This window comes from Marixanthomonas spongiae, from assembly GCF_003095375.1.
GTDB classification, from domain to species: domain Bacteria; phylum Bacteroidota; class Bacteroidia; order Flavobacteriales; family Flavobacteriaceae; genus Marixanthomonas; species Marixanthomonas spongiae.
The window spans coordinates 71963-95604 of record NZ_QEHR01000003.1 but is presented as its reverse complement, the minus strand read 5'-3'; the positions used below and the strand labels follow the sequence as shown (position 1 = coordinate 95604).

At 41.9% G+C, this 23642-nt stretch carries 24 protein-coding genes; 10 read left to right on the top strand and 14 right to left on the bottom strand.

Translation table 11 applies throughout. The features are described from left to right. Window positions 1-79: 79 nt before the first annotated feature. A complete protein-coding gene (locus DDV96_RS05105) occupies window positions 80-358 on the bottom strand; it encodes a DUF3817 domain-containing protein (protein WP_116693681.1) in 279 nt (92 codons plus the stop codon). Between the two features lie 117 nt (window positions 359-475). Between DDV96_RS05105 and DDV96_RS05100 the strand changes: the two genes are divergently transcribed. Further along, window positions 476-3301, top strand: coding sequence for a M16 family metallopeptidase (locus tag DDV96_RS05100; RefSeq protein ID WP_116693680.1), 2826 nt, complete (start codon window positions 476-478; stop codon window positions 3299-3301). Between the two features lie 5 nt (window positions 3302-3306). Then, the gene (locus tag DDV96_RS05095) at window positions 3307-4242 is read left to right on the top strand and encodes a mechanosensitive ion channel family protein (protein WP_116693679.1); all 936 of its coding nucleotides are present in this window, start codon (window positions 3307-3309) and stop codon (window positions 4240-4242) included. Here the strand turns inward: DDV96_RS05095 and DDV96_RS05090 are convergent. Then, complete coding sequence (locus DDV96_RS05090; RefSeq protein ID WP_116693678.1) at window positions 4235-4846, bottom strand: M15 family metallopeptidase; 612 nt, start codon at window positions 4844-4846, stop codon at window positions 4235-4237. The genes DDV96_RS05095 and DDV96_RS05090 overlap by 8 nt on opposite strands. 97 nt (window positions 4847-4943) lie before the next feature. On the opposite strand from DDV96_RS05090, the gene DDV96_RS05085 reads away from it, so the two are divergent. Then, window positions 4944-5678, top strand: coding sequence for an SDR family oxidoreductase (locus DDV96_RS05085; RefSeq protein ID WP_116693677.1), 735 nt, complete (start codon window positions 4944-4946; stop codon window positions 5676-5678). Between the two features lie 74 nt (window positions 5679-5752). Here DDV96_RS05085 and DDV96_RS05080 read toward each other — a convergent pair whose 3' ends face one another. The 5 genes from DDV96_RS05080 to DDV96_RS05060 form a co-directional block, all read right to left on the bottom strand. Beyond that, window positions 5753-6115: a hypothetical protein gene (locus DDV96_RS05080; protein ID WP_116693676.1), complete on the bottom strand. Its 363-nt coding sequence runs from the start codon at window positions 6113-6115 to the stop codon at window positions 5753-5755. 168 nt (window positions 6116-6283) lie between these two features. Next, window positions 6284-7126 (bottom strand): OmpA family protein, encoded by an 843-nt coding sequence (locus tag DDV96_RS05075; protein ID WP_116693675.1) that lies wholly within the window; start codon window positions 7124-7126, stop codon window positions 6284-6286. A 160-nt stretch (window positions 7127-7286) separates the two neighbouring features. Next, window positions 7287-8180: a mechanosensitive ion channel family protein gene (locus tag DDV96_RS05070; protein ID WP_116693674.1), complete on the bottom strand. Its 894-nt coding sequence runs from the start codon at window positions 8178-8180 to the stop codon at window positions 7287-7289. A 25-nt stretch (window positions 8181-8205) separates the two neighbouring features. Next, window positions 8206-10029 (bottom strand): SLC13 family permease, encoded by a 1824-nt coding sequence (locus DDV96_RS05065; protein ID WP_116693673.1) that lies wholly within the window; start codon window positions 10027-10029, stop codon window positions 8206-8208. A 69-nt stretch (window positions 10030-10098) separates the two neighbouring features. Beyond that, complete coding sequence (locus tag DDV96_RS05060) at window positions 10099-10965, bottom strand: sigma-70 family RNA polymerase sigma factor (protein ID WP_116693672.1); 867 nt, start codon at window positions 10963-10965, stop codon at window positions 10099-10101. A gap of 134 nt (window positions 10966-11099) precedes the next feature. Between DDV96_RS05060 and DDV96_RS05055 the strand changes: the two genes are divergently transcribed. From DDV96_RS05055 to DDV96_RS05025, 7 genes are all read left to right on the top strand, one after another. Beyond that, a complete protein-coding gene (locus tag DDV96_RS05055) occupies window positions 11100-11315 on the top strand; it encodes a hypothetical protein (RefSeq protein ID WP_133240815.1) in 216 nt (71 codons plus the stop codon). Between the two features lie 61 nt (window positions 11316-11376). Beyond that, entirely contained in the window at window positions 11377-12324 is a 948-nt protein-coding gene (locus DDV96_RS05050; protein ID WP_116693670.1) for an aldo/keto reductase, read from the top strand. Window positions 12325-12412: 88 nt separating this feature from the next. Continuing rightward, window positions 12413-13063, top strand: coding sequence for a hypothetical protein (locus tag DDV96_RS05045; RefSeq protein WP_116693669.1), 651 nt, complete (start codon window positions 12413-12415; stop codon window positions 13061-13063). 72 nt (window positions 13064-13135) lie between these two features. After that, window positions 13136-13621 (top strand): ABC transporter ATPase, encoded by a 486-nt coding sequence (locus tag DDV96_RS05040; RefSeq protein ID WP_116693668.1) that lies wholly within the window; start codon window positions 13136-13138, stop codon window positions 13619-13621. 18 nt (window positions 13622-13639) lie between these two features. Next, on the top strand, window positions 13640-16558 hold the full coding sequence (locus tag DDV96_RS05035) for a glycoside hydrolase family 3 N-terminal domain-containing protein (RefSeq protein WP_116693924.1): 2919 nt from the start codon (window positions 13640-13642) through the stop codon (window positions 16556-16558). Window positions 16559-16573: 15 nt separating this feature from the next. Continuing rightward, window positions 16574-17701 carry an N-acetyl-alpha-D-glucosaminyl L-malate synthase BshA gene (bshA, locus tag DDV96_RS05030; protein ID WP_116693667.1) on the top strand — a complete coding sequence of 376 codons (1128 nt, stop codon included), beginning with the start codon at window positions 16574-16576 and terminating at the stop codon, window positions 17699-17701. A gap of 41 nt (window positions 17702-17742) precedes the next feature. Continuing rightward, entirely contained in the window at window positions 17743-18204 is a 462-nt protein-coding gene (locus DDV96_RS05025; protein WP_116693666.1) for a protease complex subunit PrcB family protein, read from the top strand. 102 nt (window positions 18205-18306) lie between these two features. On the opposite strand, the gene DDV96_RS05020 is transcribed toward DDV96_RS05025, so the two are convergent. The 7 genes from DDV96_RS05020 to DDV96_RS04990 all read right to left on the bottom strand — a co-directional run bounded on the left by DDV96_RS05020 (window position 18307) and on the right by DDV96_RS04990 (window position 23609). After that, window positions 18307-18603: an amidohydrolase family protein gene (locus DDV96_RS05020; protein WP_116693665.1), complete on the bottom strand. Its 297-nt coding sequence runs from the start codon at window positions 18601-18603 to the stop codon at window positions 18307-18309. Then, window positions 18581-19765: an amidohydrolase family protein gene (locus DDV96_RS05015; protein ID WP_116693664.1), complete on the bottom strand. Its 1185-nt coding sequence runs from the start codon at window positions 19763-19765 to the stop codon at window positions 18581-18583. The genes DDV96_RS05020 and DDV96_RS05015 overlap by 23 nt, the downstream gene beginning before the upstream one ends. A 201-nt stretch (window positions 19766-19966) precedes the next feature. Beyond that, window positions 19967-20803 (bottom strand): mechanosensitive ion channel family protein, encoded by an 837-nt coding sequence (locus tag DDV96_RS05010; protein ID WP_116693663.1) that lies wholly within the window; start codon window positions 20801-20803, stop codon window positions 19967-19969. A 101-nt stretch (window positions 20804-20904) separates the two neighbouring features. Beyond that, complete coding sequence (locus DDV96_RS05005) at window positions 20905-21564, bottom strand: alpha/beta hydrolase (protein ID WP_116693662.1); 660 nt, start codon at window positions 21562-21564, stop codon at window positions 20905-20907. 78 nt (window positions 21565-21642) lie between these two features. Next, window positions 21643-21987, bottom strand: coding sequence for a hypothetical protein (locus DDV96_RS05000; protein WP_116693661.1), 345 nt, complete (start codon window positions 21985-21987; stop codon window positions 21643-21645). Between the two features lie 48 nt (window positions 21988-22035). Further along, the gene (locus DDV96_RS04995; RefSeq protein ID WP_116693660.1) at window positions 22036-22353 is read right to left on the bottom strand and encodes a hypothetical protein; all 318 of its coding nucleotides are present in this window, start codon (window positions 22351-22353) and stop codon (window positions 22036-22038) included. After that, complete coding sequence (locus DDV96_RS04990) at window positions 22353-23609, bottom strand: dihydroorotase (RefSeq protein ID WP_116693659.1); 1257 nt, start codon at window positions 23607-23609, stop codon at window positions 22353-22355. The genes DDV96_RS04995 and DDV96_RS04990 overlap by 1 nt, the downstream gene beginning before the upstream one ends. Window positions 23610-23642 lie beyond the last annotated feature (33 nt).

Below are 23642 nucleotides of genomic sequence, written 5' to 3'. Positions count from 1 at the left end.
TTATTTTTTTAAAGTTTTGAATAGCGGCATGTGGCTATTAACTAACTTAAAGATCAGTGATTAATAAATGTTAAATAAGTTACAAATACTTCCGCTCTGCGTAAAAAGGGCCAAAAGGAAGCACCGAACACAGCATCACGATGCCCAAGGTGCCCCAAGACCAGTTTAGCTTTTCTTTCATAAAATAAGCCCCGATCACGTACAAAATAAATAGCACGCCGTGTGCCATTCCCACTACTTGTACCATTTGCGGCATGTCCCAAATATATTTCAACGGCATGGCGATGCCCAAAAGAACGAGGAATGAAATAGCTTCCAAAATACTGATTACCTTAAAGGATTTGGTTGAAATGTCCATAGTCAAAAATTTTGTGCAAAGATACCAGTTTCACCGTATGTTTTCGTATTTTTAGTACTCATTTTTAAGAAGTGTCTAACCAAACAAGTTGTCGTTAAAATAACCAACCTTACCATTATGAAATTTCCATCATCAACTTTCTTTATTTGCATTCTTTTCTTTTTTAATACGGTCTTGGCACAAGATAAACCGGCAACTGAGTTTTCCATCGATTACGAAAAATTTACGTTAGACAATGGCCTAGAAGTTATCTTGCACGTGGACAAAAGCGAGCCCATTGTTGCCGTGGCTACAGTTATGCATGTGGGTTCCAGCCGTGAAAAACCTGGAAAAACCGGTTTTGCCCACTTTTTTGAACATATGTCTTTCAATGATTCTGAAAACGTACCTGTTGGTGCCAACCGAAAAATGATACCCGAATGGGGCGGCAGCCGAAACGGAGGCACCTGGAGCGATGGCACTATATATTACGAAGTGGTACCCAAAGATGCCTTTGAAAAAATATTGTGGATCGACAGCGACCGATTTGGGTACATGATCAACACTGTGACAAAAGCAGCTTTGGAGCGTGAAAAACAGGTAGTAAAAAACGAAAAACGCCAACGGGTAGATAATGCACCCTATGGTTATACCGATGAAATAATCCGCAAGAACCTGTATCCAGAAGGCCATCCGTACAGTTGGACGGTCATCGGGTCTTTGCCCGATTTGCAAGCTGCAACCCTTGAAGATGTAAAAGAATTTTATAATAAGTATTACGGTGCTGCCAATGCGTCGCTGGTGATTGCCGGGGATATTGACATTCCGGAAACCAAAAAACTGGTAAAAAAGTGGTTTGGTGAAATCCCCAGCGGCCCAAAAGTAGAACCATTGCCGCCTATGCCGGTTTCGCTCAATAAAACAAAATCGCTGTATTTTAAGGATAACTTCGCCAAATTACCAGAATTGCGGATGGTCTATCCAACTGTTGAGGGATATAACAAAGATGAATATGCTTTAGAGGTTTTAGGTCAGCTATTGAGCGGAAGCCGTAAATCGCCTTTGTACAAATCGGTTGTAGAAGAAAAGAAATTGGCGCCTAATGTAAGTTCGTATAACAACAGTTCAGAATTGGCGGGCGAATTTGTCATTCGGGTCCGGGCCAATGAAGGCGTGGATTTAGATGAAGTGAAAAAAGCTGTTGACAAAGGGTTGCAGGATTTTGAAACCCATGGTTTTTCCGATAAAGAATTACAACGCATCAAAGCCGAATTGGAGACCCAACTGTACTATGGCGTGGCAACGGTGCTCAACAAAGCGTTTCAGTTGGTTCAGGACAATGAGTTTGGCGGTGATCCGGGCTATATTACAAAACGCACTAAATTATTTCAACAAATTGGGCGTGACGATGTCATGCGTGTGTATAACAAATACATTAAGGACAAAAACTTTGTCATGACGAGCGTGGTCCCTAAAAACTCACCAGAATTGGCGGTAACCGGCGCAAAAGAAGCCAGTGTTTGGGAAGAAAAGGTAACGGCCATGGATGCCAGTGAAGAAGTAGGGCAAGGTGAAGAGGCCGAATATGAAAAAACCCCATCAAAATACGACCGATCCGAACCTCCCTTTGGTGAAACTCCTCTGTTTGTGATGCCAGAGGTTTGGCAGGCCAAGATGGAAAATGGGTTGAAGGTCCTGGGCATTGAAAACAATGAATTGCCTTTGGTGAATTTCACGTTAACATTTCCTGGAGGCCATAGGTTGGATCCTGAAAACAAAGCTGGTTTGGCTGTGCTGACTGCCGATTTAATGAACGAAGGCACCAAAACCAAAACAGCTGCCGAGCTTGAAGAGGCCATTGGTTTGTTGGGTTCCCGTATTTCAATCCGTGGCGGGTTGGAAGAGATCAATGTTTCTGGTAACTGCCTGTCGCGTAATTTTGAAGCAACCATTCAACTGGTGGCGGAAATGTTATTGCAACCGCGTTGGGACGAACAAGAGTTTAACCGCTTAAAACAGGAATTGATAACTTCCTTAAAAGGAAATGAAGCCAATCCGCGTGCCATTGCATCGCTCAATTTCAATAAATTGATTTATGGTGAAGAAAACAGCTATGGCGTTTCACCTGAAGGCACATTAGCAACCGTTGCAAATATTTCGTTGCCCGATGTAAAAGACTTCTACAAAAACCTTTCACCAAATGGCGCTACATTTAAAGTTGTTGGAAACATAGAAAAAGCACGCGTGATAGATGCGCTTTCCTCCCTTTCGGAAAAATGGACAGGCGAGAAAGTCTCCATTCCTTCCGAAGAAATCATAAACAAGGCTTCTGCTGGAAATCTGTATTTTATCGATGTGCCAAACTCCAAGCAATCGGTCATTTATATTGGTTTACCAGCACTTTCGGCAAAAAATGAGGATTACACCAAGTTGAATTTTGCCAATGAAATTTTAGGAGGTGGCTCCAGTGGGCGGTTATTTCAAACGCTAAGAATAGAAAAAGGATATACGTATGGTGCCTATTCGTATATTCCATCGCGGGAGGCAACGGCACCTTTTACCATCAGTACCAGTGTGCGGGCCAATGCAACTTTGCCGTCCTTGAAAATCATCGAAAATATGGTAAAAGACTATGGTCCCGGTTTTACAAAAGAGGATGTTGCACTTACCCAGAATAAGGTAATAAAAGAAAATACCCGGGCATATGAATCGTTGAACGCTAAGTTAGGGCTTTTGAGCCAAATAGACACCTATGGAAAACCTGATGATTTCATCAATAAAGAACAAAATTTATTAATGAACATGGATTTGGAAGATTTTAAAACCATCATCAACAAATATATAAAAGAAGGAGAGATGACCTATGTGGTGGTGGGCGATAAAGCCACACAGTTTGAGGAAGTTAAAAAATTGGGTAAACCGGTAATCGAGTTGGACATCCACGGAAACCCAGTTAAAAAATAAACCATATGCTATTGATACAAGAGCTAACCGCCGCTGAAAAAATTTCGGTCGCCGTGGAAAATTACTACGATGAATTTCTTAAAATATTGCCACGCATTGCGTTGGGGATTTTTATTGTGGTAGCCGGGATATTGATTGCGCAGCTTATCACTAATTTTTTCAGGAAGCGAATTTTAAAAAAAGCCCAAGACCCATTAATGGCACGTTTTCTGGCACAGGCTTTAAAAATCGTGTTAAGCCTTATTGCCATCATGATCGCGCTGGATGTGGCCGGTTTGAGCGGTATTGCTACCGGTATTTTAACTGCCGCAGGCGGGGCTGCCATAATTTTGGGTTTTGCGTTTCAGGATATAGGAAAAAATTTTTTGGCAGGCATTATCCTGGCGTTTAATAGGCCGTTTCATATCGACGATACTATTATGGTCGATACCCACTTTGGAAAAGTAAAAGCCCTCAATTTCCGGTACACCCATGTTAAGACCACCGACGGTCGTGACATTTACATTCCCAATAGCGATGTGCTCACCAAACCAGTTGAAAACTATACAGCCGATGGTTTTTTCAGGGTCGATTTTATTGTTGGGATAGGTTACGAAGACGATATTGAAGAAGCGAAAAACCTCATTCAAAAAATACTGGACAGCAATGAAGAAATCGTGCACAACGATACACATGATAACTTTGTGATCGAGTCCGAACTCGCTGCCAGTACCGTAAACCTAAAAGTACTTTTTTGGGTGCATACCATAGATTACCGAAAAGCCTCACGGGTACTGCGCGGACAGGTAATCAAAGAGGTTAAACAAACCTTGGAGGCGCACGGCTTTAACTTACCTGCAGATATTACCGAACTTAAGTTGTATGGTAACGAGGAAGATATTCCGTTACGGGTAAGAAAAGACCCAAGGGATTTACTTTCCAGTCCAGATGAACCTATTTAGCACAGGGTAACGGCTCGTTTAAAACAGGATACTGCCAGTTTTTTTTATAGCTAAAGTGCCACCATTCGGTCCTAATGGTATTAAAACCGTGTTTGCGCATGCCATCGATAAGGAGTTTGCGGTTGGCAAGGATTTCTTCAGAAAAATTATAATTGTCAATATGCGCTTCGCGGCCAAAATAATCATAATCGCTGCCCATTTCCACGTAACATCCTTCTAAGGTAACCAAAGTGATGTCAACGGCTGCACCGCGATTGTGCACTGATGCGCCATCGTACGGATTGGCAACATAGGTGGCCCTGGGCACTTTTTCCCACATTTTTTTTTGAACGTCCAACGGCCGGTAGCAGTCGTGGATTTTGATTTTGTACCCTTTTTCACAAAAATATCGGTTGGCCTTAACTAAAGCTTCGGCAACCTCTTTAACCAACAGGCATTTGGCGCAATCATAAAGCACTTCTCCAATAAAATTATTTTCGGTGGCATAGCGGATTTCATAGTCAAATTCCGTAGAGAGTTCTGAAATATCAACTAATTTATCTTGAGCGCTCATTTCCGAAGAACCTATAAAAAGAAAAAATACAAAAAGTAAACGGCCGTACATTTTATGGGGGTTTTGCTAACGAGGGTTGCTCAAATTTAAGGATAAATTAATAACAATTGGTTGTTCGGCTTTGTAACTTTGGGGAAAATTGAATGATATGAAAGAATTACAAGGAAAAACAGCATTGATAACCGGCGGAACCAAAGGCATAGGCTATGGCATTGCGGTAAGCTTATTGCAACAGGGAATCAACGTTGCCATTACCGGAAGAAAAGAAACGACCGCAAAACAAGCGGCAGAAACCTTAAATAATGCCGAAAACAATCACGCAAAAGCCATAGGTATTGAAGCCGATGTACGAAGCTTTGAAAGCCAGCAACAAGCCGTAAACCAAGTGGTGGAGCAGTTTGGTGGGTTGGATATCGTGATTGCCAATGCCGGGCTGGGCCATTTTGGCTCGGTGGAAGAATTAACCCCAACACAGTGGCAAGAAACCATAGACACCAACTTGACGGGCCCTTTTTATACGTTGAAAGCGAGCGTGGAACACTTGAAGCAGCAACAAGGATATTTTATCACCATCTCCAGTTTGGCGGGCACCAATTTCTTTGCTGGGGGAGCGGCTTACAACGCCAGTAAATTCGGAATTACAGGTTTTACGCAGGCTGCCATGCTGGATCTAAGAAAGCACCATGTAAAAGTAAGCACCATCATGCCCGGCAGTGTCTCTACTTACTTTAACGGAAACGAACCTACCGAAGGCGATGAGGGATGGAAAATACAAATAGAAGACATAGGAAAACTGGTGATCGATCTATTGACCATGCACCCACGTACCCTGCCCAGTAAAATAGAAGTACGGCCTACTGTGCCGCCAAGTGCTAAAAAGTAAGCAATAGTTTATTGGAATGATAAAAAGGCTGCGATTCTATAATGAATGGCGGCCTTTTATTTTTATAGGAATTGTTACCTAAAAAAGGCCTCTGCCCAATTTTGGGCATCGCCAAGCTTTTCGAAGAAGGCGAAACTTTTGCTGAAGTGGGGCTGTTCTAAAACGGCCCGTTCCCGTTCTTCGGGATTTGCTGATACTATGGCCAGACCTTCAATATTTTGTAAGGTGTTGCTTTTGTAGAGCTTGAAATCCACTTCGTGTTTAATGTTTCTGTCGGAAATCAAGACAAAAGGTTTATTTTCGAAAAAATCCTGAAATTTGCGCTGCACGATGGTTGCTTTTTCCACATCGTAAAACACATTTTCAAAAACCTTTAAAATGGCATATTTTGTATAAAGGTGCAGTTCGCAAAAGTCTGTGTTGATTTTCTGTACCATAGCGCACCAATTAGGGATGTAATCTTGTAAAGATAAATAATATTATCATTTGTTTAACATTTTATTGTGTTAATTTTAACATTGCTACAGAAAAATCATTAATTAACTTATTACATAAAAAAAGCGGCCCACAAGAGCCGCTTTTAATTATGAGGTTTTAACCCGTGGTTAATTGGCAGAAAGCAGAGCCAAAAATTTGTCGAGATTAGGAAGGATCACGATGCGCGTCCTTCTGTTTTTTGCGTACGCTTCTTTGGTTTCTTCTTCGGTAAGTGGGTGGTAGCTGCTTCTACCGGCCGCTATTAATTTTTCTGGAGCTACGCCAAAGTCGTCTTGCAATTTTCTAATAACAGCGGTAGAACGTTTTACGCTCAACTCCCAGTTGTCTTTTACGTACGATCCAGGTTTTACAGTTTGTGAATCGGTGTGGCCTTCTACCATTACTTCCATAGCTGGTTCGCTATTGATTACTGAAGCCAGTCGTTCCAATAAATTATTGGCTTTAGGGTTAACGCGGGCACTTCCTGATTTAAACAATAATTTATCTGAAACGGTAATCATCACGACGGTTTCGTCAATATCAATCTGGATATCGTCTTCCTCGCCTTCACCAATTAAAGAACTGTCAAGGTTTTGCTTTAAGTTGTATGAAACAATAAGGTTCATACTGTCTTCTAAGGTTTTGGCCTGTGCCAATTCTTCTTGATCCACCTTAGCCAATGCCGCCCTCATTTTTTCTTTGTCTTTGTTAGATACCACTACATTGCCTTCTAATTGTAACCGGCTGTCGTTGGTATCTTTCAACGATTGTATTTTAGAGTTATAATCGGCTACCCTTTCTTCTATCTTAGCGTATTTAGCTTCAATTTCTTCTTTTTCAACTTGTGTTTTGGTCAGTTGCGAACGGGTTTCATTATAATCGTTCTGTAGTTCGACATACTTCTTTTTCGATACGCAAGAGGTAAAAACAAATGCGCCCGAAAGTAAGGTTAGTGTGATTAGCTTTTTCATCATGAATGTTTTTAGGTTTATTGTTGGCACAAATATACGTGTAAACACGTATAGGGGGATAGTTAAGGTTTCCTATTGTTTTGTTAAAAAAACTTAAAGTCAAGGCATTAAAAAACGGACACCGAAGTATCCGTTTTCTTTACAAGATTAAATATCAAGATTATTCATCGTTGTTTGGAGCCATTTGGAGCTTGTTTTTTCCGAAGTCCAATGTACGTATGGGGAACGGAATGTTAAACCCGGCTTCATCAAAATGTTTCTTAATGAGTTTAATGGCTTTATGTTGAGCCGCTAATTTTGGTTTTGGTTTTTTACTGTCAATCCAAAACCGGGTCACAAAGTTAATGGAGCTGTTGCCAAATTCGGTAAAGAAAAAGTCAATAGATTCCCCTTCTTGATGTGGAAAATTCTCCTTTATTATTTTCAGGGTCAATTCTTCCACTTTTTCCAAGTCGTCTTCATAACCCACGCCACAGCTTACATCCACTCGGGAACGTTCGGTCCAAGAGTAATTGGTGAACGGATTGTCCACTATAATTGAATTTGGCACAATTACATACTCATTGTCTGTTTGCCTAATGGTCACATTACGGAGGCTTATTTCGGTAACATATCCTTTGTGGTCGCCTGCTTCTATAAAATCGCCTATCCTTATTTTTGGCAAAAAGGAAAGCAACAATCCAGAAAACGTATTACTTAGGGTTCCTTGCAGTGCCAAACCAATGGCCAAACCTACAACCCCAGCACCAGCAAGGACCGATGTTAATACTTTATTGAGTTCCATTACCCCAAGGGCGATGAAAAAACCAACAATTAAAACTACGGCAAATATGATTTTAACAACCATTTGTTTAATGGCCTCGTCGCTTATTTTTTTCAAAAGAACCTTTTTGGAAAACTTAGCCATCATTTTTGCCAAAAAGTAAAAAATGACCAATACCAATATCGCCACGGCGAAGTTGGGGAGTTTTAAGATAATGGCGTCCAGCCACCCGTCTAATTTGTCCCACAAATTTGAAATTGCGTCGTTTACTGAAAATGTATTCTCTTTCATAATTTATTTGTTTTTTATTTTTATATTAAAGTAATGTTGAAAGCATAAACGTACCCAAAATCCAGAGGATGATGGAGAGAATGCCTCCTATGATTAAAAAATGCCTGAACTTATAAACACCCATACCATATATTAAGGTATTTGTTTGATAGCCCATAGGCGTGAAAAAACTGAAATTGGCCCCAAACAGCACGGCCAAAATAAAGGGCTTAAAAGGCAGTTCCATTCCTACAGCTACCGAAATGGCAATGGGCGTCATAATAATAGCCGTTGCGTTGTTGCTTATTACGCCGCTCATGACCATGGTGATTAAAAAAACCAACCCGATGATGATAACGTTGGGCTTTCCTTCCAGCACCTTCAATAATTGATCAGAAAGCCACTGGTCGGCCCCTGAGTTGTGCATGGCGACCCCTAAAGGGATCATTCCCGCCAAAAGAAAAATAACCTGCCAGTTCACCCTGTGATACACATCGGTAAGGGTTATGCAATTGGTGAACAACAACAGGGTTACCCCCAGTAACGAACTTATTAAAATGCTCAGTATGCCACTTGCCGCTAAGCCGATTATCAACAACAATATACCAAAACCAATGCTTTTTTTAAAATTATCTTTATGAGATGGGAGGTCATGCTCTTGCAATATAGCTACGTTTTCCAGCCCTTCCAGACGTGGAATGTCTTGTTTGGGTATTTCAACCAAAAGCCTATCGCCCGGTTTCAGGGCTATTTGACCTATATCTTTTCTAATGAGCCGCTCTTTGGTGTTACGTATGTTTTTGCGTTTTCTTATGGCAATGGGAGTGGCGTTCTGTATGGATTGCCTTCTTATTTCTTTTAACGATCTGCCTATCAAAGCAGAACCGGGTAAAATCAAAAGTTCTACAAAACCTAAATTTTCTGGGTTGTCTTTCTCTTCATCATCAATGTCCTCTAAGTTGTACACTGTTTCACCCACGTCCAATTGTTCGCGAATCTCCAGCCCTTCAAATTCGTTTAAGCGCATCAGGTTTTCCATATTGCAGAGCAACAGCAACTTATCGCCTTTTTTTAGGGTTACGTAACGTCCCGGGGCATTATTGGTTTGATTGTTTCTTGAAATTTTCAACAAGGAAACATCCTCGTTATTAAAAAAAACGGTTTCTTCAATTTTTTTACCGATTAAGGGAGAGTTTTCAGTAACCGAAACGGAGGTCACGAACTTTTCAATCTTGTATTCGTCCTCAATTGTTTCTTTACGCGCCTTGGGCAACCATCTGGAAGCAATGGTGATCACCACAATGGACACCGCCAAAAAGACGACCCCGTACAATGAAAACTCAAAAAAACTGAAGCGTTCGGCACCTAAATTCAAAGCTACCGAATTAACAATCAAGTTAGTAGAGGTGCCCATCAATGTGCAACTGCCGCCCAGTATACCTGCAAAAGAGATAGGCAATAACAATTTGGACTCTGGAAGTTTAAACCGTTTTGATATTTCAGAAATTATCTTGATAAACACAATCACAACGGCCGTTGTGCTTATAAAGGCCGAAATTCCCGCCGTGATGAACATAAAAACCGGTAACAAAATAACAAAGGGCAGTATATGAAGTTTCCTTAAGAAAAGTGCTAAGGTAGCGATCACTCCCGTGTCTTCCATGCCAATGGCAACGATCATCAATGCCAGCACGGTTATCGTCGCTGTGTTGGAAAAACCCGATATGGCCTCTTCTGGAGTTACCAAACCAAAAAGTGCCAAAGCCACAATGAGAAAGAGTGCTATTTTGTCAACGGGAAAAACCTCGAATGCAAAAAGCACGATGGTAATAAGCAGAATAGAAAAAACGAGTATAATTTCTATTGTCATATATCTTTAGTTGGTTTTCATAAAGATACACGTAGAAATTATACCCGCTTTTAAAAAAATCTTAAAATATTATCCTAAATACTTTTTTAAGATGTGACTTTTAGACTGCTGGCGCAACCTACGAATGGCTTTCTCACGTATTTGGCGCACCCGTTCCCGACTTAAATCGAACGTATCGCCAATTTCCTGCAAGGTCATTACCGGTTGTCCGCCGAGGCCAAAATTCAATCGTACTACATCGGCTTCCCGTGGCGACAAGGTGTCCAGCGCACGGTCTATCTCGATACGTAGCGATTCGTGAATCAACGACTTATCGGGGTTGGGGCTTTCGCCAGAGCTAATGACATCGTACAGGTTGTTGTCGTTTTCCCCTTCCTGAAAAGGAGCATCCATCGACAGACTTTTGTTCGAGTTTTTTAACGAGCTCTTTACTTTACGTACCGAAATATCCAATTCCTTTGCAATCTCTTCCGCGGTGGGCTTGCGTTGGTGTACTTGCTCCAAATGGATGGCAGCCTTGTTTATTTTGCTGATGTCACCAATTTTGTTGAGCGGTAATCGCACCACACGGGCCTGTTCGGCAATAGCTTGCAAGATGGACTGCCTAATCCACCATACAGCGTACGAGATGAACTTAAACCCCCGGGTTTCATCAAATCGTTTGGCGGCTTTTACCAAGCCAACGTTGCCTTCATTAATAAGGTCTGAAAGGCTTAACCCTTGATTTTGGTATTGTTTTGCTACCGAAATCACGAAACGAAGGTTAGACCGTGTCAACTTCTCCAGGGCGGCCTGATCACCTTCCCGTATGCGCTGTGCCAATTCCACTTCTTCCTCGGCCGTGATCATGTCTATTTTACTTACATCCTGTAAATAACTGTTTAAAGACTTTGTTTCCCTGTTTGTAACCTGCTTCGTAATCTTAAGTTGTCTCATATGTATAGCCTGTGTTTAATTTAATAACAGAGCATGATAAGGTTTAGAATCCACAAATCCAAATTCTTAACATCTTTTGTTAAATAGTATGCTTAAACGGAGTAAAATAAGTACATTCAACCAAAAACAAAGCTATGGAAAAACGAATTCTCAGCCTTTTTGTCGCGTGTATGGCCTTATTTTTTGAAGCTGAAGCGCAAATCCCGAAAGAAGTGCCGCATCCAGACAACAATAAACCGCTGGATTTATCAGATCCTGCCGATATAATAATCTACATTGTCATCCCTGTTGTGTTCGTAATTTTGATCTTTGTTTGGCGCCATAAGCGGAAAAAAAGATCAGACGATTAGTCGTGATTTCTTGACAGACATAACACCCATTTTTTAACTTTAGTATAAATATTGCTTTTTTATGAAAAAAATAGCACTCGGGAACACCCAACTGAAAATTTCGCCCATTATTTTCGGCGGAAATGTCTTCGGTTGGACCCTCAACGAAAAAGAATCTTTTAAAATGTTAGATGCCATTTTTGAATTGGGCATCAACTGTATCGATACTGCCGATGTGTATTCAAGATGGTACAACGGCAACACCGGCGGCGAATCTGAAAAAATCATTGGCAAATGGATGAAAGAACGCGGCAATCGTGATATGATGGTTATTTGTACCAAGGCAGGAATGGATATGGGGCAAGGTGGAATCGACATTTCAGAAAAACACCTTAAAAAATCTATTGACGATTCCCTAAACCGGCTGCAAACCGATTATGTGGATTTGTACTATGCCCATAAAGACGATGAATCCACCCCGCCTGAAGAAACCTTGGGAACTTTCAAAAAACTCATAAATGAAAAGAGGGTGCGTTATATTGGAGCCTCTAATTTTTCGTCCGAACGGTTGCGACAGTCGCTGTTGGTGGCAGAAGAAAATGGTTTGCCGGCCTATACAGTATATCAACCGGAATACAACTTAGTGGAGCGCTCTAAACTCGAAGGTGCTATTGAAGAGGTATGCAACGATTTCAATTTAGGGGTCGCCACTTACTTTTCATTGGCCAGCGGGCTGCTTACCGGTAAATACAACTCGCAAGAAGCTGTTGAAAACTCGTCCAGAACCGATTATGTAAAAAAACATTGGAACCAAAAAACAAGGTCCATCATACATGCCGTTACCGAAATTGCAAAAAACCACAGTGTTTCCCCTGCTGCCGTTTCGTTGGCATGGTTGCTTCAAAACCCAAGAGTCACGGCACCCATTGTCAGTGCGACCAAAAAAGAGCACCTCGATGCCTTTGCGCAAGCCGTCAATTTAGAACTCTCCAATTCTGAAATGGAAACTTTAAACAATATCAGTGCGTAATTTCAGTTATTTTTAAGAAAATGATGGGTCGTGTTGGTTATCTTTGGCGTGCTTATTGCAAATAATTTTCAAGAAATTTTTGGCGACTATGAAATATATTTTGCTCCTGCTATGTTTTGGCTTGACCACTGTTAAGGGTGTGTCGCAAATTGACAACCAAAATACAAGTGTACGCTTTGAGTCTATTGAAAATACCGAAGGCGAGACCGAAACCCTAATCGATTTTCCCGATATTGAGGCACCAAGCCTTACCAAACCTAAAAAACAGGGAACCGACGCGCCAGAATTGGGCGAAGAAGAACCAGATATAAAATTCGCTGAAGGAGATGGCTTGATGGACTACAAAACCGATGAACAGCCTAAATATTTTCAGAAAAAAGACAAACCAGTACTTGCGGCTTATCTAAGCGACCAAAACTTGGGCAATGTATCCACCAATGGCGAATTTGTAAATGTAATGTGCCGCGATCACGAATATGTGGATGGCGACAGGATACGCATTTACGTGAATGGGGACGTGGTACGGTCCGATCTGTCCCTCGTTTCCTCTTTCATTGGTTTAAAACTACCTCTGGAGCAAGGTATAAATACGGTAGAATTTGAAGCGTTAAACCAAGGCACCTCAGGCCCCAACACTGCCGAGTTGCATGTGTATGACGATAAAGGCCAGCTCATTTCGGCCAAAGAATGGAATCTGGGCACTGGCTATAAGGCTTCGTTCGTGATCATAAAAGAATAAACTAATTGATATAACAACAAAAAGCGGGATAACGTATTGCAGAACGTTGTTTTGCTTCAGAAAAAATAAAATATGCTTACAGCTTTTGAAAACCTCCCAAACGACTCTCGGATTTGGATTTACCAGTCCAACCGAAAATTCACCGATGAAGAAGTTGCCGAAATAGAAATAAAAACCGAAGCCTTCCTGAAGGAATGGACCGCCCACGGGACCGATTTACAGGCCGGCTTCGAGCTTAAACACAACCGTTTTATCGTCATTGGGCTTAACCAATCCATTGCAGCCGCGTCGGGCTGCAGTATTGATGCCTCGGTGCGTTTTATACAATCGTTGGAAAAAGAGTACAACGTCGATTTGATGGACAAAATGAACGTTACGTTCTATACGGGCGAATACATAGCACACAAACCATTGGCCGATTTTAGAAAAATGGCAAAAAACAGGTCGGTTTCCAAAAACACCGTGGTTTTCAATAATTTGGTGAATACGAAACAAGAATATTTGGAAAACTGGGAAGTACCGGCAAAAGAGTCCTGGCACAATCGTTTTTTATCATAGTTTTTGTACTTTCGGTTTATGAAAAAATTGCTGTTAACCTCACTGCTCACCTTACTTTTTGTTTCCGCTTATAGCCAACAGGTCAACCCGTTGATCGTTAAGGAAGATTTTGAAAACCAGAAAAAATGGGTGGACAGTATTTACGGGAACATGTCGTTACAGGAAAAAATTGGCCAGCTTTTTATGGTCGATGTGTTTTCCAGTGCCCCAAAAGCCAAAATAAATAAGGTAAACCAACTTATAGACAATCAGTATATTGGTGGGGTTATCTTCTCGAAAGGTGGGCCACAGCGGCAGGCAAAGCTGAACAATGAATTTCAAGAACGGTCAAAAACCCCTTTGCTCATAGGAATGGATGCCGAATGGGGCTTGGCCATGCGGTTGGATTCAACTTATGCCTTTCCGTGGAACATGACACTTGGTGCCATTGAAGATAACGATATTGTACGCCAAGTGGGCAAGCGCATTGGTGAACAAAGCAAACGGTTGGGCGTGCACATTAATTTTGCGCCAGTGGTCGATATCAACACCAATCCCAATAACCCAATTATTGGCAACCGCTCTTTTGGCGAGGACAAAGAAAACGTGACCGAAAAAGCCCTGGCTTTTATGAAAGGTTTTCACGACGCCGGTATTTTGGGCAGTGCCAAACACTTTCCCGGCCACGGTGATACCGAAGACGACTCCCACAAAGTATTGCCTACCATAGACCACACCCGCGCCCGTTTGGACAGTATAGAGCTGTACCCTTACAAAAAACTCATTAACGAAGGCTTAAGCAGCGTGATGGTAGCCCATTTAAACGTGCCCGCACTGGAAGATAAGCTCAATTATCCCTCATCGCTTTCAAAAAACGTGGTTACCAATATCCTTAAAGGCAAATTGGGTTTCAATGGCCTTATTTTTACCGATGCGCTCAACATGCGCGGGGTGGCCAATTTTGATCAACCTGGCGAGATAGACCTGGCCGCTTTTTTGGCGGGGAACGATGTTTTGCTCATTTCCGAAGATATCCCAAAAGCCCACGCTATGTTGGTAACGGCTTATCGCGAAGGCACCATAACCGAAGAGCGGTTAGAGCATTCGGTTAAAAAGATTTTATACGCTAAATACAAAGTGGGACTCAACAAGTATCAACCAGTAGACACCACCTATTTGGTTGAAGAATTGAACACGGTAAACGACGATGCCTTATATGAAAAAGCCATGGAAAATGCCTTGACGGTCCTTAAAAACGACAAAGCCATCTTGCCCATTAAAGACCTGCAGAAAAAGAAGATTGCTTACGTTAACTTTGGCGATGCCTCGGGAAAACCATTTTTGGAAGAACTTCGGAAATACGCCAAGATCGATTGGGTAAAGGCCAACAGCTTGGACGGCTATGTTCAGAAACTGAAAAACTACAATTACGTGGTCATCGGGTTTCACAAAAGCAATGACAATCCTTGGAAAGCTTATAATTTCACCGAAAAAGAACTCATTTGGATATACGAGATCGCCCGAACCAACACGGTGATCTTAGATGTTTTTGCGCGTCCCTATGCCCTTTCAGAACTAAAAACAGCGGCCAATTTTGAAGGGGTAATCCTTTCCTATCAAAACAGTGCTATTTCCCAGCAACTTTCGGCACAATTGATTTTTGGGGCTAGGGGTGCTAACGGAAAGCTTCCGGTTACGTTGGGCGAGACCTTTCTGCTGAACACCCATTTTCAAACACAACCTTTAAAACGCTTGCAGTATGGAACGCCAGAAAGCGTTGGGATGAACAGTTATAAATTGAAAAAAATAGATTCGTTGGCAAGGGCAGGGCTGTGGGGCGATATGATGCCCGGTGCCCAAATTTTGGTCGCCCGTAAAGGCAAAGTGATCTACGATAAGACTTTTGGCTATCAAACCCAGCAAAAAAAGAATGCTATTAATGCTAATGATATGTACGACGTGGCTTCCCTGACCAAAATTCTAGCCACCTTGCCCATGGTCATGCAACTGTACGATCAAGGCGTGCTTACCATGGACACGACCTTGGCCGAAATGCTTCCCGAATACAAATACTCCAATAAAGCGAATGTAACCTTAAAAGAGATGCTTTCGCACTATGCACGGTTTAAGGCGTGGATTCCCTTTTACGTTCATACCTTAGATACGGTGACAAAAAATCCTGCCGCAAAGTACTACAGCAGACAGCCCAGTAAAAAATTTAATGTGCCCGTGGCAGAAAAATTATATATGCGGCGCGATTACCAAGATAGTATTTTCAAAATCATCCGGGAGAGTGAATTACGGCCGACCAAAGGGTACAAATACAGCGATCTACCTTATTATATATTAAAAAAATATTTAGAGGATTTTTACGGTACTTCTTTGGAAAAACTGGTTCAGCGTACTTATTATGAATCGATGGGTGCCTACCATACCACTTATTTGCCATTGAATAAATTTCCGAAAAATATGCTCGTCCCTACGGAAGATGACACGTATTTCCGTATGCAAAAAGTGCAAGGTTACGTTCACGACCAAGGCGCGGCGATGTTGGGCGGGGTTAGTGGTCATGCGGGGCTTTTCAGTACGTCAAACGATATTGCCAAAATTATGCAAATGTATTTATGGAAAGGATTTTACGGAGGCAAGCGCTATTTTAAGCCCGAAACGTTGGATGCTTTTAATACATGTTATTATTGTGAAGACGATGTAAGGCGCGGCGTTGGTTTCGACAAACCCCAACTGGGCGATATAGGTCCTACCTGTGGCTGTGTTTCCATGACCAGTTTTGGACACAGTGGCTTTACGGGCACTTTTGCTTGGGCAGACCCCGAAATGGAAATAGTATATGTATTCTTGTCTAACCGCACCTATCCCGATTCGCGAAACAGAAAATTGATAAGCAGCGATTTACGAACCAAAATACAGCAAGCTATTTATGATGCCATCGATTATTAAAAAACAACGAAAACCATGAAAATAGCCATTGTATGTTATCCTACCTTTGGCGGTAGTGGCGTGGTCGCTACCGAACTGGGCATTGCCCTTTCGCAACACGGGCACGAAGTCCATTTTGTAACCTATAAACAGCCGGTGCGCTTGGAGCTGCTTTCAAAGCAGATTCATTTTCATGAAGTTTCGGTGCCAGATTACCCTTTGTTTCATTACCAGCCATACGAGCTGGCGCTGTCCAGTAAATTAGTCGATACCGTAAAGTTGCACAACATCGACCTGTTGCACGTACATTATGCCATTCCGCATGCGTATGCAGGATATATGGCCAAAAAAATGCTGGAAGAAGAAGGCATTCATTTGCCCATGGTTACCACTTTGCACGGTACCGACATTACCTTGGTGGGCAATCACGAGTTTTACAAGCCTGCGGTAACCTTCAGCATCAATAAAAGTGATGTGGTGACCTCGGTTTCAGAAAGTTTGAAAGACGACACCAACCGTTTGTTTAAAGTAGAAAAAGATATTAAAGTTGTGCCTAATTTTATCGATATGGCCAAGCACAACCCATCGTACACCGACTGCCAAAGGGAATTGATGGCCGAACCCGACGAGCGCATCATTACCCACGTGAGCAATTTACGGAAAGTAAAACGGGTAACCGACGTCATTGAGGTTTTTGACCGCATTCAGAAAAAAATACCTGCAAAACTGTTGATGGTAGGCGAAGGACCAGAAAAAGAAACCTGCGAGAAGTTATGTGTTGAAAAAGGCATCGAAAACAATGTGGTTTTTCTGGGCAACAGCAGCGAAGTGGATAAAATATTGTGTTTTAGCGACCTGTTTTTGTTGCCTTCGGAAAAAGAAAGTTTTGGCCTGGCGGCTTTAGAAGCTATGGCAAGTGGTGTGCCCGTTATTTCAAGCAATACTGGCGGGCTTCCCGAAGTGAATAAAAATGGGGTGAGCGGGTATTTGAGCGATGTAGGAAACGTAGCCGAAATGGCCGATAATGCATTATCTATCCTTTCTTCAGAAGAAACCCTTGCTGCCTTTAAAAAACAAGCCCGGGAAACCGCTCGTTCTTTTGATACTAAAAAAATTGTACCTTTATACGAAACGGTATATGAAGAAGCTGTAAGCATGAAGTAACAAAATGGTTTGTAGCTTCTTTTTAACAAAAACCAAGACAGATGAAACAGCTATTATTTCTTTCAGTATTACTTTTTATGGCTTGTAAAGGCGGACAATCTAATAGTAACGATACGATACAAAACGTTCCTTTTGAAGAAGTTGTAAGTGGTTCGCAGAGCAAGATTGAAACCCCTCAACGGAAAATCATTGCTAACCAAAACGAGTTGGAGTCTCTGTTTAAAAAGATCAACAGTACTCGAAGTCCAGAAATTTCAATTCCTAAGGTCGATTTTGAAAAACACCAACTTGCATTTATCAATATGGGGCAGACTTCAACTGGGGGTTATACCGTTTCCGTTGAGCGTATTGAAAAAACCGATTCAAATGTGGTAGTTCATATTGGTGGTACCTCACCAAACCCCGGAGATAACGTGACGATGGCGCTTACTACTCCGTTTACGCTGGTACAGTTCGCAAAACAAGAGTTGCCTATTGTTTTTGAGCCAAAAGTGGAGCGGTGATAGCCTACTATTTCTATCATCGGTCATTTTAATAGTCAGTCATTTCACTCACGAAGGTTCAGAAAAAAACCACCTTTTTGTCATACCTTTTAAATAACAGTCTTATCCATAGTTTTGTTCTATAAACGCCATGGCATTGCCGTGCAACACTCGTTCTACAATGGCTTCGCTCGTAATTCTATTGAAATTCTTTAGGTTATTTCGGTTTTTTGCCAGATAGGCGTCGGCATGTTTCACCAGCTCATCGGCCAAGTCGCGGATGTTCTCTGCGGTCCAATTGCCTTTTAAGGGGTTGATAATGCCGTCAAAATCGCTTCCTATACATTGAATGCCCCAACAGAACAGGTCTTCTTTGTCCAGTACTTCGGCCACGTGCTCAATTTGGCGCCAGACCAGCAACGATTTTTTTCCGAAGCTGTTTGCGTTTGTTCGGGAAATAGATTTTTGACTCTTTTATGGCTTTTGAACTTCCTATTCGTCTTTCGTCCAACTGAATGCCGAAAATGCCATTGCTTTTTGCTATTCGGATAAATTCAGTATCGTAAAAGTTGATATCGATCTGGTTGAAATATGCGGCCCGTTCTGGATAGTCAGTTTTGTCTTTTTCCACCAAAGAACGATAGCCGTTCGCGGCCCCATGGCTGGCAATCACCGGAATGTTTTCATTGTTAAACACAGTATCCAGTAGACCGTAATAGGTTTTTCGGGAATCTTCGCTCATGTGCTTCACGTCGATGGGGATGCGGTTGCCGTTGGTGTTGTCGAGCAACAATTCAATCACTTCAAAGCCCAAAGGCGTAATGCCGGTGTTGATGCCGCGTTTTTGGTTGTCTTCCAAAGCACCGATGCTGATGCTTTTGGCATGGCCGCACAACTCGTTATAAAAATGATGGGCTAGGGTAATGAACAACGGTCGGTGTTCCCATTGCTTTACCTTACGTACGTTTTCCATTACTTCGGTTGGGTTCGCGGTGTTTTCGTTCATCTTTAAACCAGTGTTGAAGGAATGGCCGCCTTCAATGGTAATAAGGATATTGATTATTTTTTTTGTTTCGGCTTCCAGTTTCTTGTTTGCTTCAATTTCAGCAGAACTTTTCACCAAGCGATAGGTGTAAAATATACCGTCTATTTTTTCTACTTGATTGTGCAGTTGCATAAAAAAACGGTATTCCGAAATTAAATCCTCAAAATAATCGTTGTGGCGCATCACATAATCGATGCGGCTTTGGCTGATGCTGGCGGCAAGGTTCACCAGTACATCGGTTAAGCCTTTCCAGCCCCAAACCCTTTTGCTTAAAAAGTGCTTTTCAAAAGGGTAGAGGCTCACAATTACGGTTTGGGTACGGGCTTTGGACAAGGCAGTCATATCGGTTTGGGTGAACTTGGTCAGGGTAACAATGCGGTTTACAAATTTTTCCAAGAAGTTCGGCGGACTGTAATGCCAAATGGAGTTTTTTCGCCCGGGATTGCGCGCATTTTGTTTTGGTGGATTGTATTTAAAGCTTTTGCTGTAAGGTTTTAGCGATGGATGGCAATGAATATCGGTGTAATGGGTTTCCATAAATCGAAGCTATATGGTTGTATTTCATAAAGTTGCGAAAAATAAATGAAAAATGTGCTGTATGTAAAACAGTTTTTTGAAGGAAAATGGTTTTGTTAAACCTGATTGCGGGGAGATAAGCTTTATCTTAAATTCTGGAAAGCTTTGATTGCGACAATAACAAAACTTTATTCTGAAAACTAACAATACAACAATAGGAGCCTATCTTTTCTTTTCGGAATCATCGCCTTGATACACTTTTCGCTTAGGGATTGGGATTTCAATTCCGTTTTGGTCTAAGGTGTTTTTCACGGCTTTCAATTGCTCCCAATACACGGGCCAATAATCGGTGGATGCAACCCAACATCGGGCTTTAAGTTTTATTCCATATTCGCCTATTTCATCCAGATAGACCTCCACGGGCATGTTTTTGGCGAGTTTTGGGTGTTTTTTCAACGCTCCTGTAATTAACTGCCGTAGTTTATCCATATTGGCATCGAAAGAGGCTTTCAAGTTCAAATCAATACGGCGATACGGTTCCATGGTGCGGTTGTCCACATCACTGTTAGACACGTTGCCGTTGGGCATGGTGATCATCCTTCCGTCAAATGTTTTGATACGGGTGTACAAAATGTCAATTTTTTGCACAAACCCCAAGTTGTTGTTCACGTGTATTAAATCGCCCACCTTAAAAGGCTTGAACACCAAGATGAGCACGCCTCCGGCAAAATTGGCCAAACTCCCTTGCAGGGCCAAGGCAACAGCAATCCCGGCCGCGCCAAAAACAGCAATAAAAGAGGTGGTTTTAATGCCCAGAATAGACCCGATGATGAATATAAGCAGCCCATACAGCAAGAAGACACTCAAGCTTTCCACAAAAGTTTTTAAGGACAATTCCACCCGTGATTTTTTCAAGGTGCGCTTCAGCAGGTTCATGATCAACCTGATCAAAAATATGCCCAAGATGAGGCTTATCACAGCATAGATGATTTCTGGGCCTATTTCAATCACAAAATTTAAAAATTGCTCTTTCAATTGTAACCAGAAGTCCTTGTCCATAGTTTACCTTGTTTTGTTATTAGTTACTGAAAGCCATTTTCGTTTCGTGGCATGAACAGCGTTTTTAAAAACAATTATCCCATACCTCAAACTACATTAACTTATTGTTTTTCTGCCAGCCAAGATTTGAATTCCTGAAAATTTTGAGGGGCAACCCCGTGACCAACGGGAAATTCGGAATACTTGGCATCAATGCCCAGGTTTCTTAAAAAGGGTTTTGTTTTTCGGGCCCAGTCCACGGGGATTACTTGATCTACGCTTCCGTGGGAGGTATAAACATTCAGGTTACTGAAATCGTTATCGGCGTAGCCTTTCTTTAAAATATCTTCATTGATATACCCGCTAAGCCCTATAACGTTTTTTACTTTTTCAGGATAGCTAAGGGCGACGGCAAAACTTAATATAGTGCCTTGGCTAAAGCCCAAAAGGGTAATGTTGTCTTTATCTACAGGGTACTTTTCTACAATTTCATCTATGCAATTGGCAAGGAGCTCGCGGGACGCAATGGCTTGCTTTGTATCGCTGAACTTGCCATCGGTATTGTCAAAATAAATATTGTACCACGCATTGCCGTAGGGTTGCATGGGAATGGGGGCTTTTAACGAAATAATGGTGTACGTATCCGGCAGTTCATTGGCGAACGAAAAAAGATCGTTTTCATCACTGCCAAAACCGTGCAACATAATGATTGCAGGGTTTTTTTCTGAACCACCCGAAGCAAGTTTATAATTATGCTGAAGTTGTAATTGCTGTTTTTCCATAGGGTGCAAAAATAGGCAATACCGAGTGGAAAAAACAGGGAGCGTGAGGAAAAATGCTGTCTGGGTAAAAGACGCTGTCTATCCAATTCCCGCAAACCATTGCTGAAACTGTTCCCCCAATAACGGAATGGGTTTCTTTTCACCTTGTACCGCAGAAACCAGTCCTAAAATCCAAAGGACCAACATTCCCAATTGGATGATAACGCCAAGAAAGTAAATATCCAAGAGCATGTTAAGTACGGACAGTGCCAGCCCGAGAAGCATCAAGCCCAGCATTTGCCTTAGATGAAAAGCGCCCAGATCGGTCTTGTTGTTATTGTGCATAACCAGTGCAATAATCCAGCCAATTAACGTAATGTAGGCGATGATGGCTACGTTTTTGCCATTATCGGGAGTAGGAGTAGTGGTAGGTTGCGGTTCCATAGGTTTTAAATGATTAGTTATTAATACGATATAAAGATACCATATTATCTAATCTAAAAAAGTAAACCACTCCTGAAATTTCTCGCTAAAGTAAGGGATGGCTTGTTTTTTGTCCAAGATGGCCATGACCAAAGAAAACGCCCATAAAAAGAAAGCAATGAACCACAGGATTTCCCCAAAAAACAAATCGACATACGCTTGGGTTACTTGCGCTATGAGCAACAACAGCAACAACCCAAACATGTTTTTAATGTGCCAAGTGGTAAATTCGTGTTTGTTATCTTTATTGATAAAAAAAGCAATCAACGTTCCCACAAACGTGATATAGGCGATGATGGCTTTGGTTTTTGCAGAGAGGTTGTCCATTATTCGTTTAAAATCAGTTTGTTGTTGGCGAAAATACCGTAGGCTTTCCCTTTAAGTTGCTGGTTTAAAAATGCCGTGTTTTTTGAAGTTGAAAGAATAGCTTCTTCTGAAAATCTCCAGGTTTTATCTGGATCGAAAAAGGTAAGGTTGGCTTTATTTCCTTCTTCAACTGTATTGGAAAGGATGTTAAACCTGCTTTTTAACCGGTTCAAGGCTTTGATAGACATTTCGGTATCGACCAAGCTTCGCAAAGCTCCAAAACAGCTTTCCAAACCGATGCCGCCAAAATAGGCGTGTTCAAATTCAGTTTTTTTATGTTCTATGTCAATAGGGTCGTGGTCACTGGTCACGCCATCGATAGTTCCGTCTTTCAATCCTTCTAACAGGGCTTCGGCATCTTCCTTGGTGCGCAATGGAGGGAGCAATTTGTAACGGGTGTCAAATGCTTCCAACAGTTTATCTGTCAAAACCAAGTTTGCAACAGCTACGCTGCAGGTTACATCGAGCCCTTGTTTTTTCGCTTCTTTAATCAATTGTACTGACTTTTTTGTCGAAATCGTCGGAATATGCAGTTTTCCACCAGTATACTCAAGAATGTAGAGGTCGCGGGCAATCTGGAGCTCTTCCGATAATGCCGGAATGCCTTTTAAGCCTAACCTGGTACTGTTAACCCCTTCGTTCATCATTCCGTTTTTTGCCACCGAACGGTTCATCGGAAACGATTGCACCAAACCATTGAAATTTTGGGTGTATTGCAAGGCAATTTTCAACAAATTAGCGTTGGCGATAGGCTTTTTGTAATCGTAAAACGAAACGGCGCCTTCGTTTTGCATGTCGTACAATTCGGCCAAATCGGCACTTTTACTTTGTACCGTAAGCGCGCCAATGGGATAGAGGGACACCGCATGATTATAGGCCTGCGTTTTTAAAAACTTGATGTTCGATTTGCTATCGGTCACCGGGTAGGTGTTTGCATTGACGGCAACTTGGGCAAAACCGCTTTTGGCCGCCGTTTGCAGACCGTTTTGTATGGTTTCCCGTTCTTCAAATCCCGGTTCGCCAAACGATACGCTGCTGTCGAACCATCCTTGCGAGACGTGCAGGTTGTCCAAGGACAGTTCTTCTACTTTTTTCGTGTCGGATATTTTTGCCGCTATTTTCTCGATGGTCCCGTTTTGTATAAGCACATCCCTTTTTTTACCGTGGTGTTTGCTTTCGGGGTCTATTATGGTGGCGGCTTTTATAAGTATGTCCATTGGGTCTCTTTTTATTGACAGGCGTTGGTGCTT

Coding starts and splice junctions, on each gene's coding strand:
- DDV96_RS05015 (WP_116693664.1), bottom strand. CDS start 19,765: ATGGAAACCCATTACACCGATATTCATTGCCATCCATCGCTAAAACCT.
- DDV96_RS05080 (WP_116693676.1), bottom strand. CDS start 6,115: ATGGTACAGAAAATCAACACAGACTTTTGCGAACTGCACCTTTATACA.
- DDV96_RS05035 (WP_116693924.1), top strand. CDS start 13,640: ATGAAAAAATTGCTGTTAACCTCACTGCTCACCTTACTTTTTGTTTCC.
- DDV96_RS05050 (WP_116693670.1), top strand. CDS start 11,377: ATGAAAAAAATAGCACTCGGGAACACCCAACTGAAAATTTCGCCCATT.
- DDV96_RS05005 (WP_116693662.1), bottom strand. CDS start 21,564: ATGGAAAAACAGCAATTACAACTTCAGCATAATTATAAACTTGCTTCG.
- DDV96_RS05065 (WP_116693673.1), bottom strand. CDS start 10,029: ATGACAATAGAAATTATACTCGTTTTTTCTATTCTGCTTATTACCATC.
- DDV96_RS05025 (WP_116693666.1), top strand. CDS start 17,743: ATGAAACAGCTATTATTTCTTTCAGTATTACTTTTTATGGCTTGTAAA.
- DDV96_RS05090 (WP_116693678.1), bottom strand. CDS start 4,846: ATGTACGGCCGTTTACTTTTTGTATTTTTTCTTTTTATAGGTTCTTCG.
- DDV96_RS05100 (WP_116693680.1), top strand. CDS start 476: ATGAAATTTCCATCATCAACTTTCTTTATTTGCATTCTTTTCTTTTTT.
- DDV96_RS05045 (WP_116693669.1), top strand. CDS start 12,413: ATGAAATATATTTTGCTCCTGCTATGTTTTGGCTTGACCACTGTTAAG.
- DDV96_RS05010 (WP_116693663.1), bottom strand. CDS start 20,803: ATGGACAAGGACTTCTGGTTACAATTGAAAGAGCAATTTTTAAATTTT.
- DDV96_RS05040 (WP_116693668.1), top strand. CDS start 13,136: ATGCTTACAGCTTTTGAAAACCTCCCAAACGACTCTCGGATTTGGATT.
- DDV96_RS05070 (WP_116693674.1), bottom strand. CDS start 8,180: ATGAAAGAGAATACATTTTCAGTAAACGACGCAATTTCAAATTTGTGG.
- DDV96_RS04995 (WP_116693660.1), bottom strand. CDS start 22,353: ATGGACAACCTCTCTGCAAAAACCAAAGCCATCATCGCCTATATCACG.
- DDV96_RS05085 (WP_116693677.1), top strand. CDS start 4,944: ATGAAAGAATTACAAGGAAAAACAGCATTGATAACCGGCGGAACCAAA.
- bshA (WP_116693667.1), top strand. CDS start 16,574: ATGAAAATAGCCATTGTATGTTATCCTACCTTTGGCGGTAGTGGCGTG.
- DDV96_RS05075 (WP_116693675.1), bottom strand. CDS start 7,126: ATGAAAAAGCTAATCACACTAACCTTACTTTCGGGCGCATTTGTTTTT.
- DDV96_RS05105 (WP_116693681.1), bottom strand. CDS start 358: ATGGACATTTCAACCAAATCCTTTAAGGTAATCAGTATTTTGGAAGCT.
- DDV96_RS04990 (WP_116693659.1), bottom strand. CDS start 23,609: ATGGACATACTTATAAAAGCCGCCACCATAATAGACCCCGAAAGCAAA.
- DDV96_RS05060 (WP_116693672.1), bottom strand. CDS start 10,965: ATGAGACAACTTAAGATTACGAAGCAGGTTACAAACAGGGAAACAAAG.
- DDV96_RS05095 (WP_116693679.1), top strand. CDS start 3,307: ATGCTATTGATACAAGAGCTAACCGCCGCTGAAAAAATTTCGGTCGCC.
- DDV96_RS05000 (WP_116693661.1), bottom strand. CDS start 21,987: ATGGAACCGCAACCTACCACTACTCCTACTCCCGATAATGGCAAAAAC.
- DDV96_RS05055 (WP_133240815.1), top strand. CDS start 11,100: ATGGAAAAACGAATTCTCAGCCTTTTTGTCGCGTGTATGGCCTTATTT.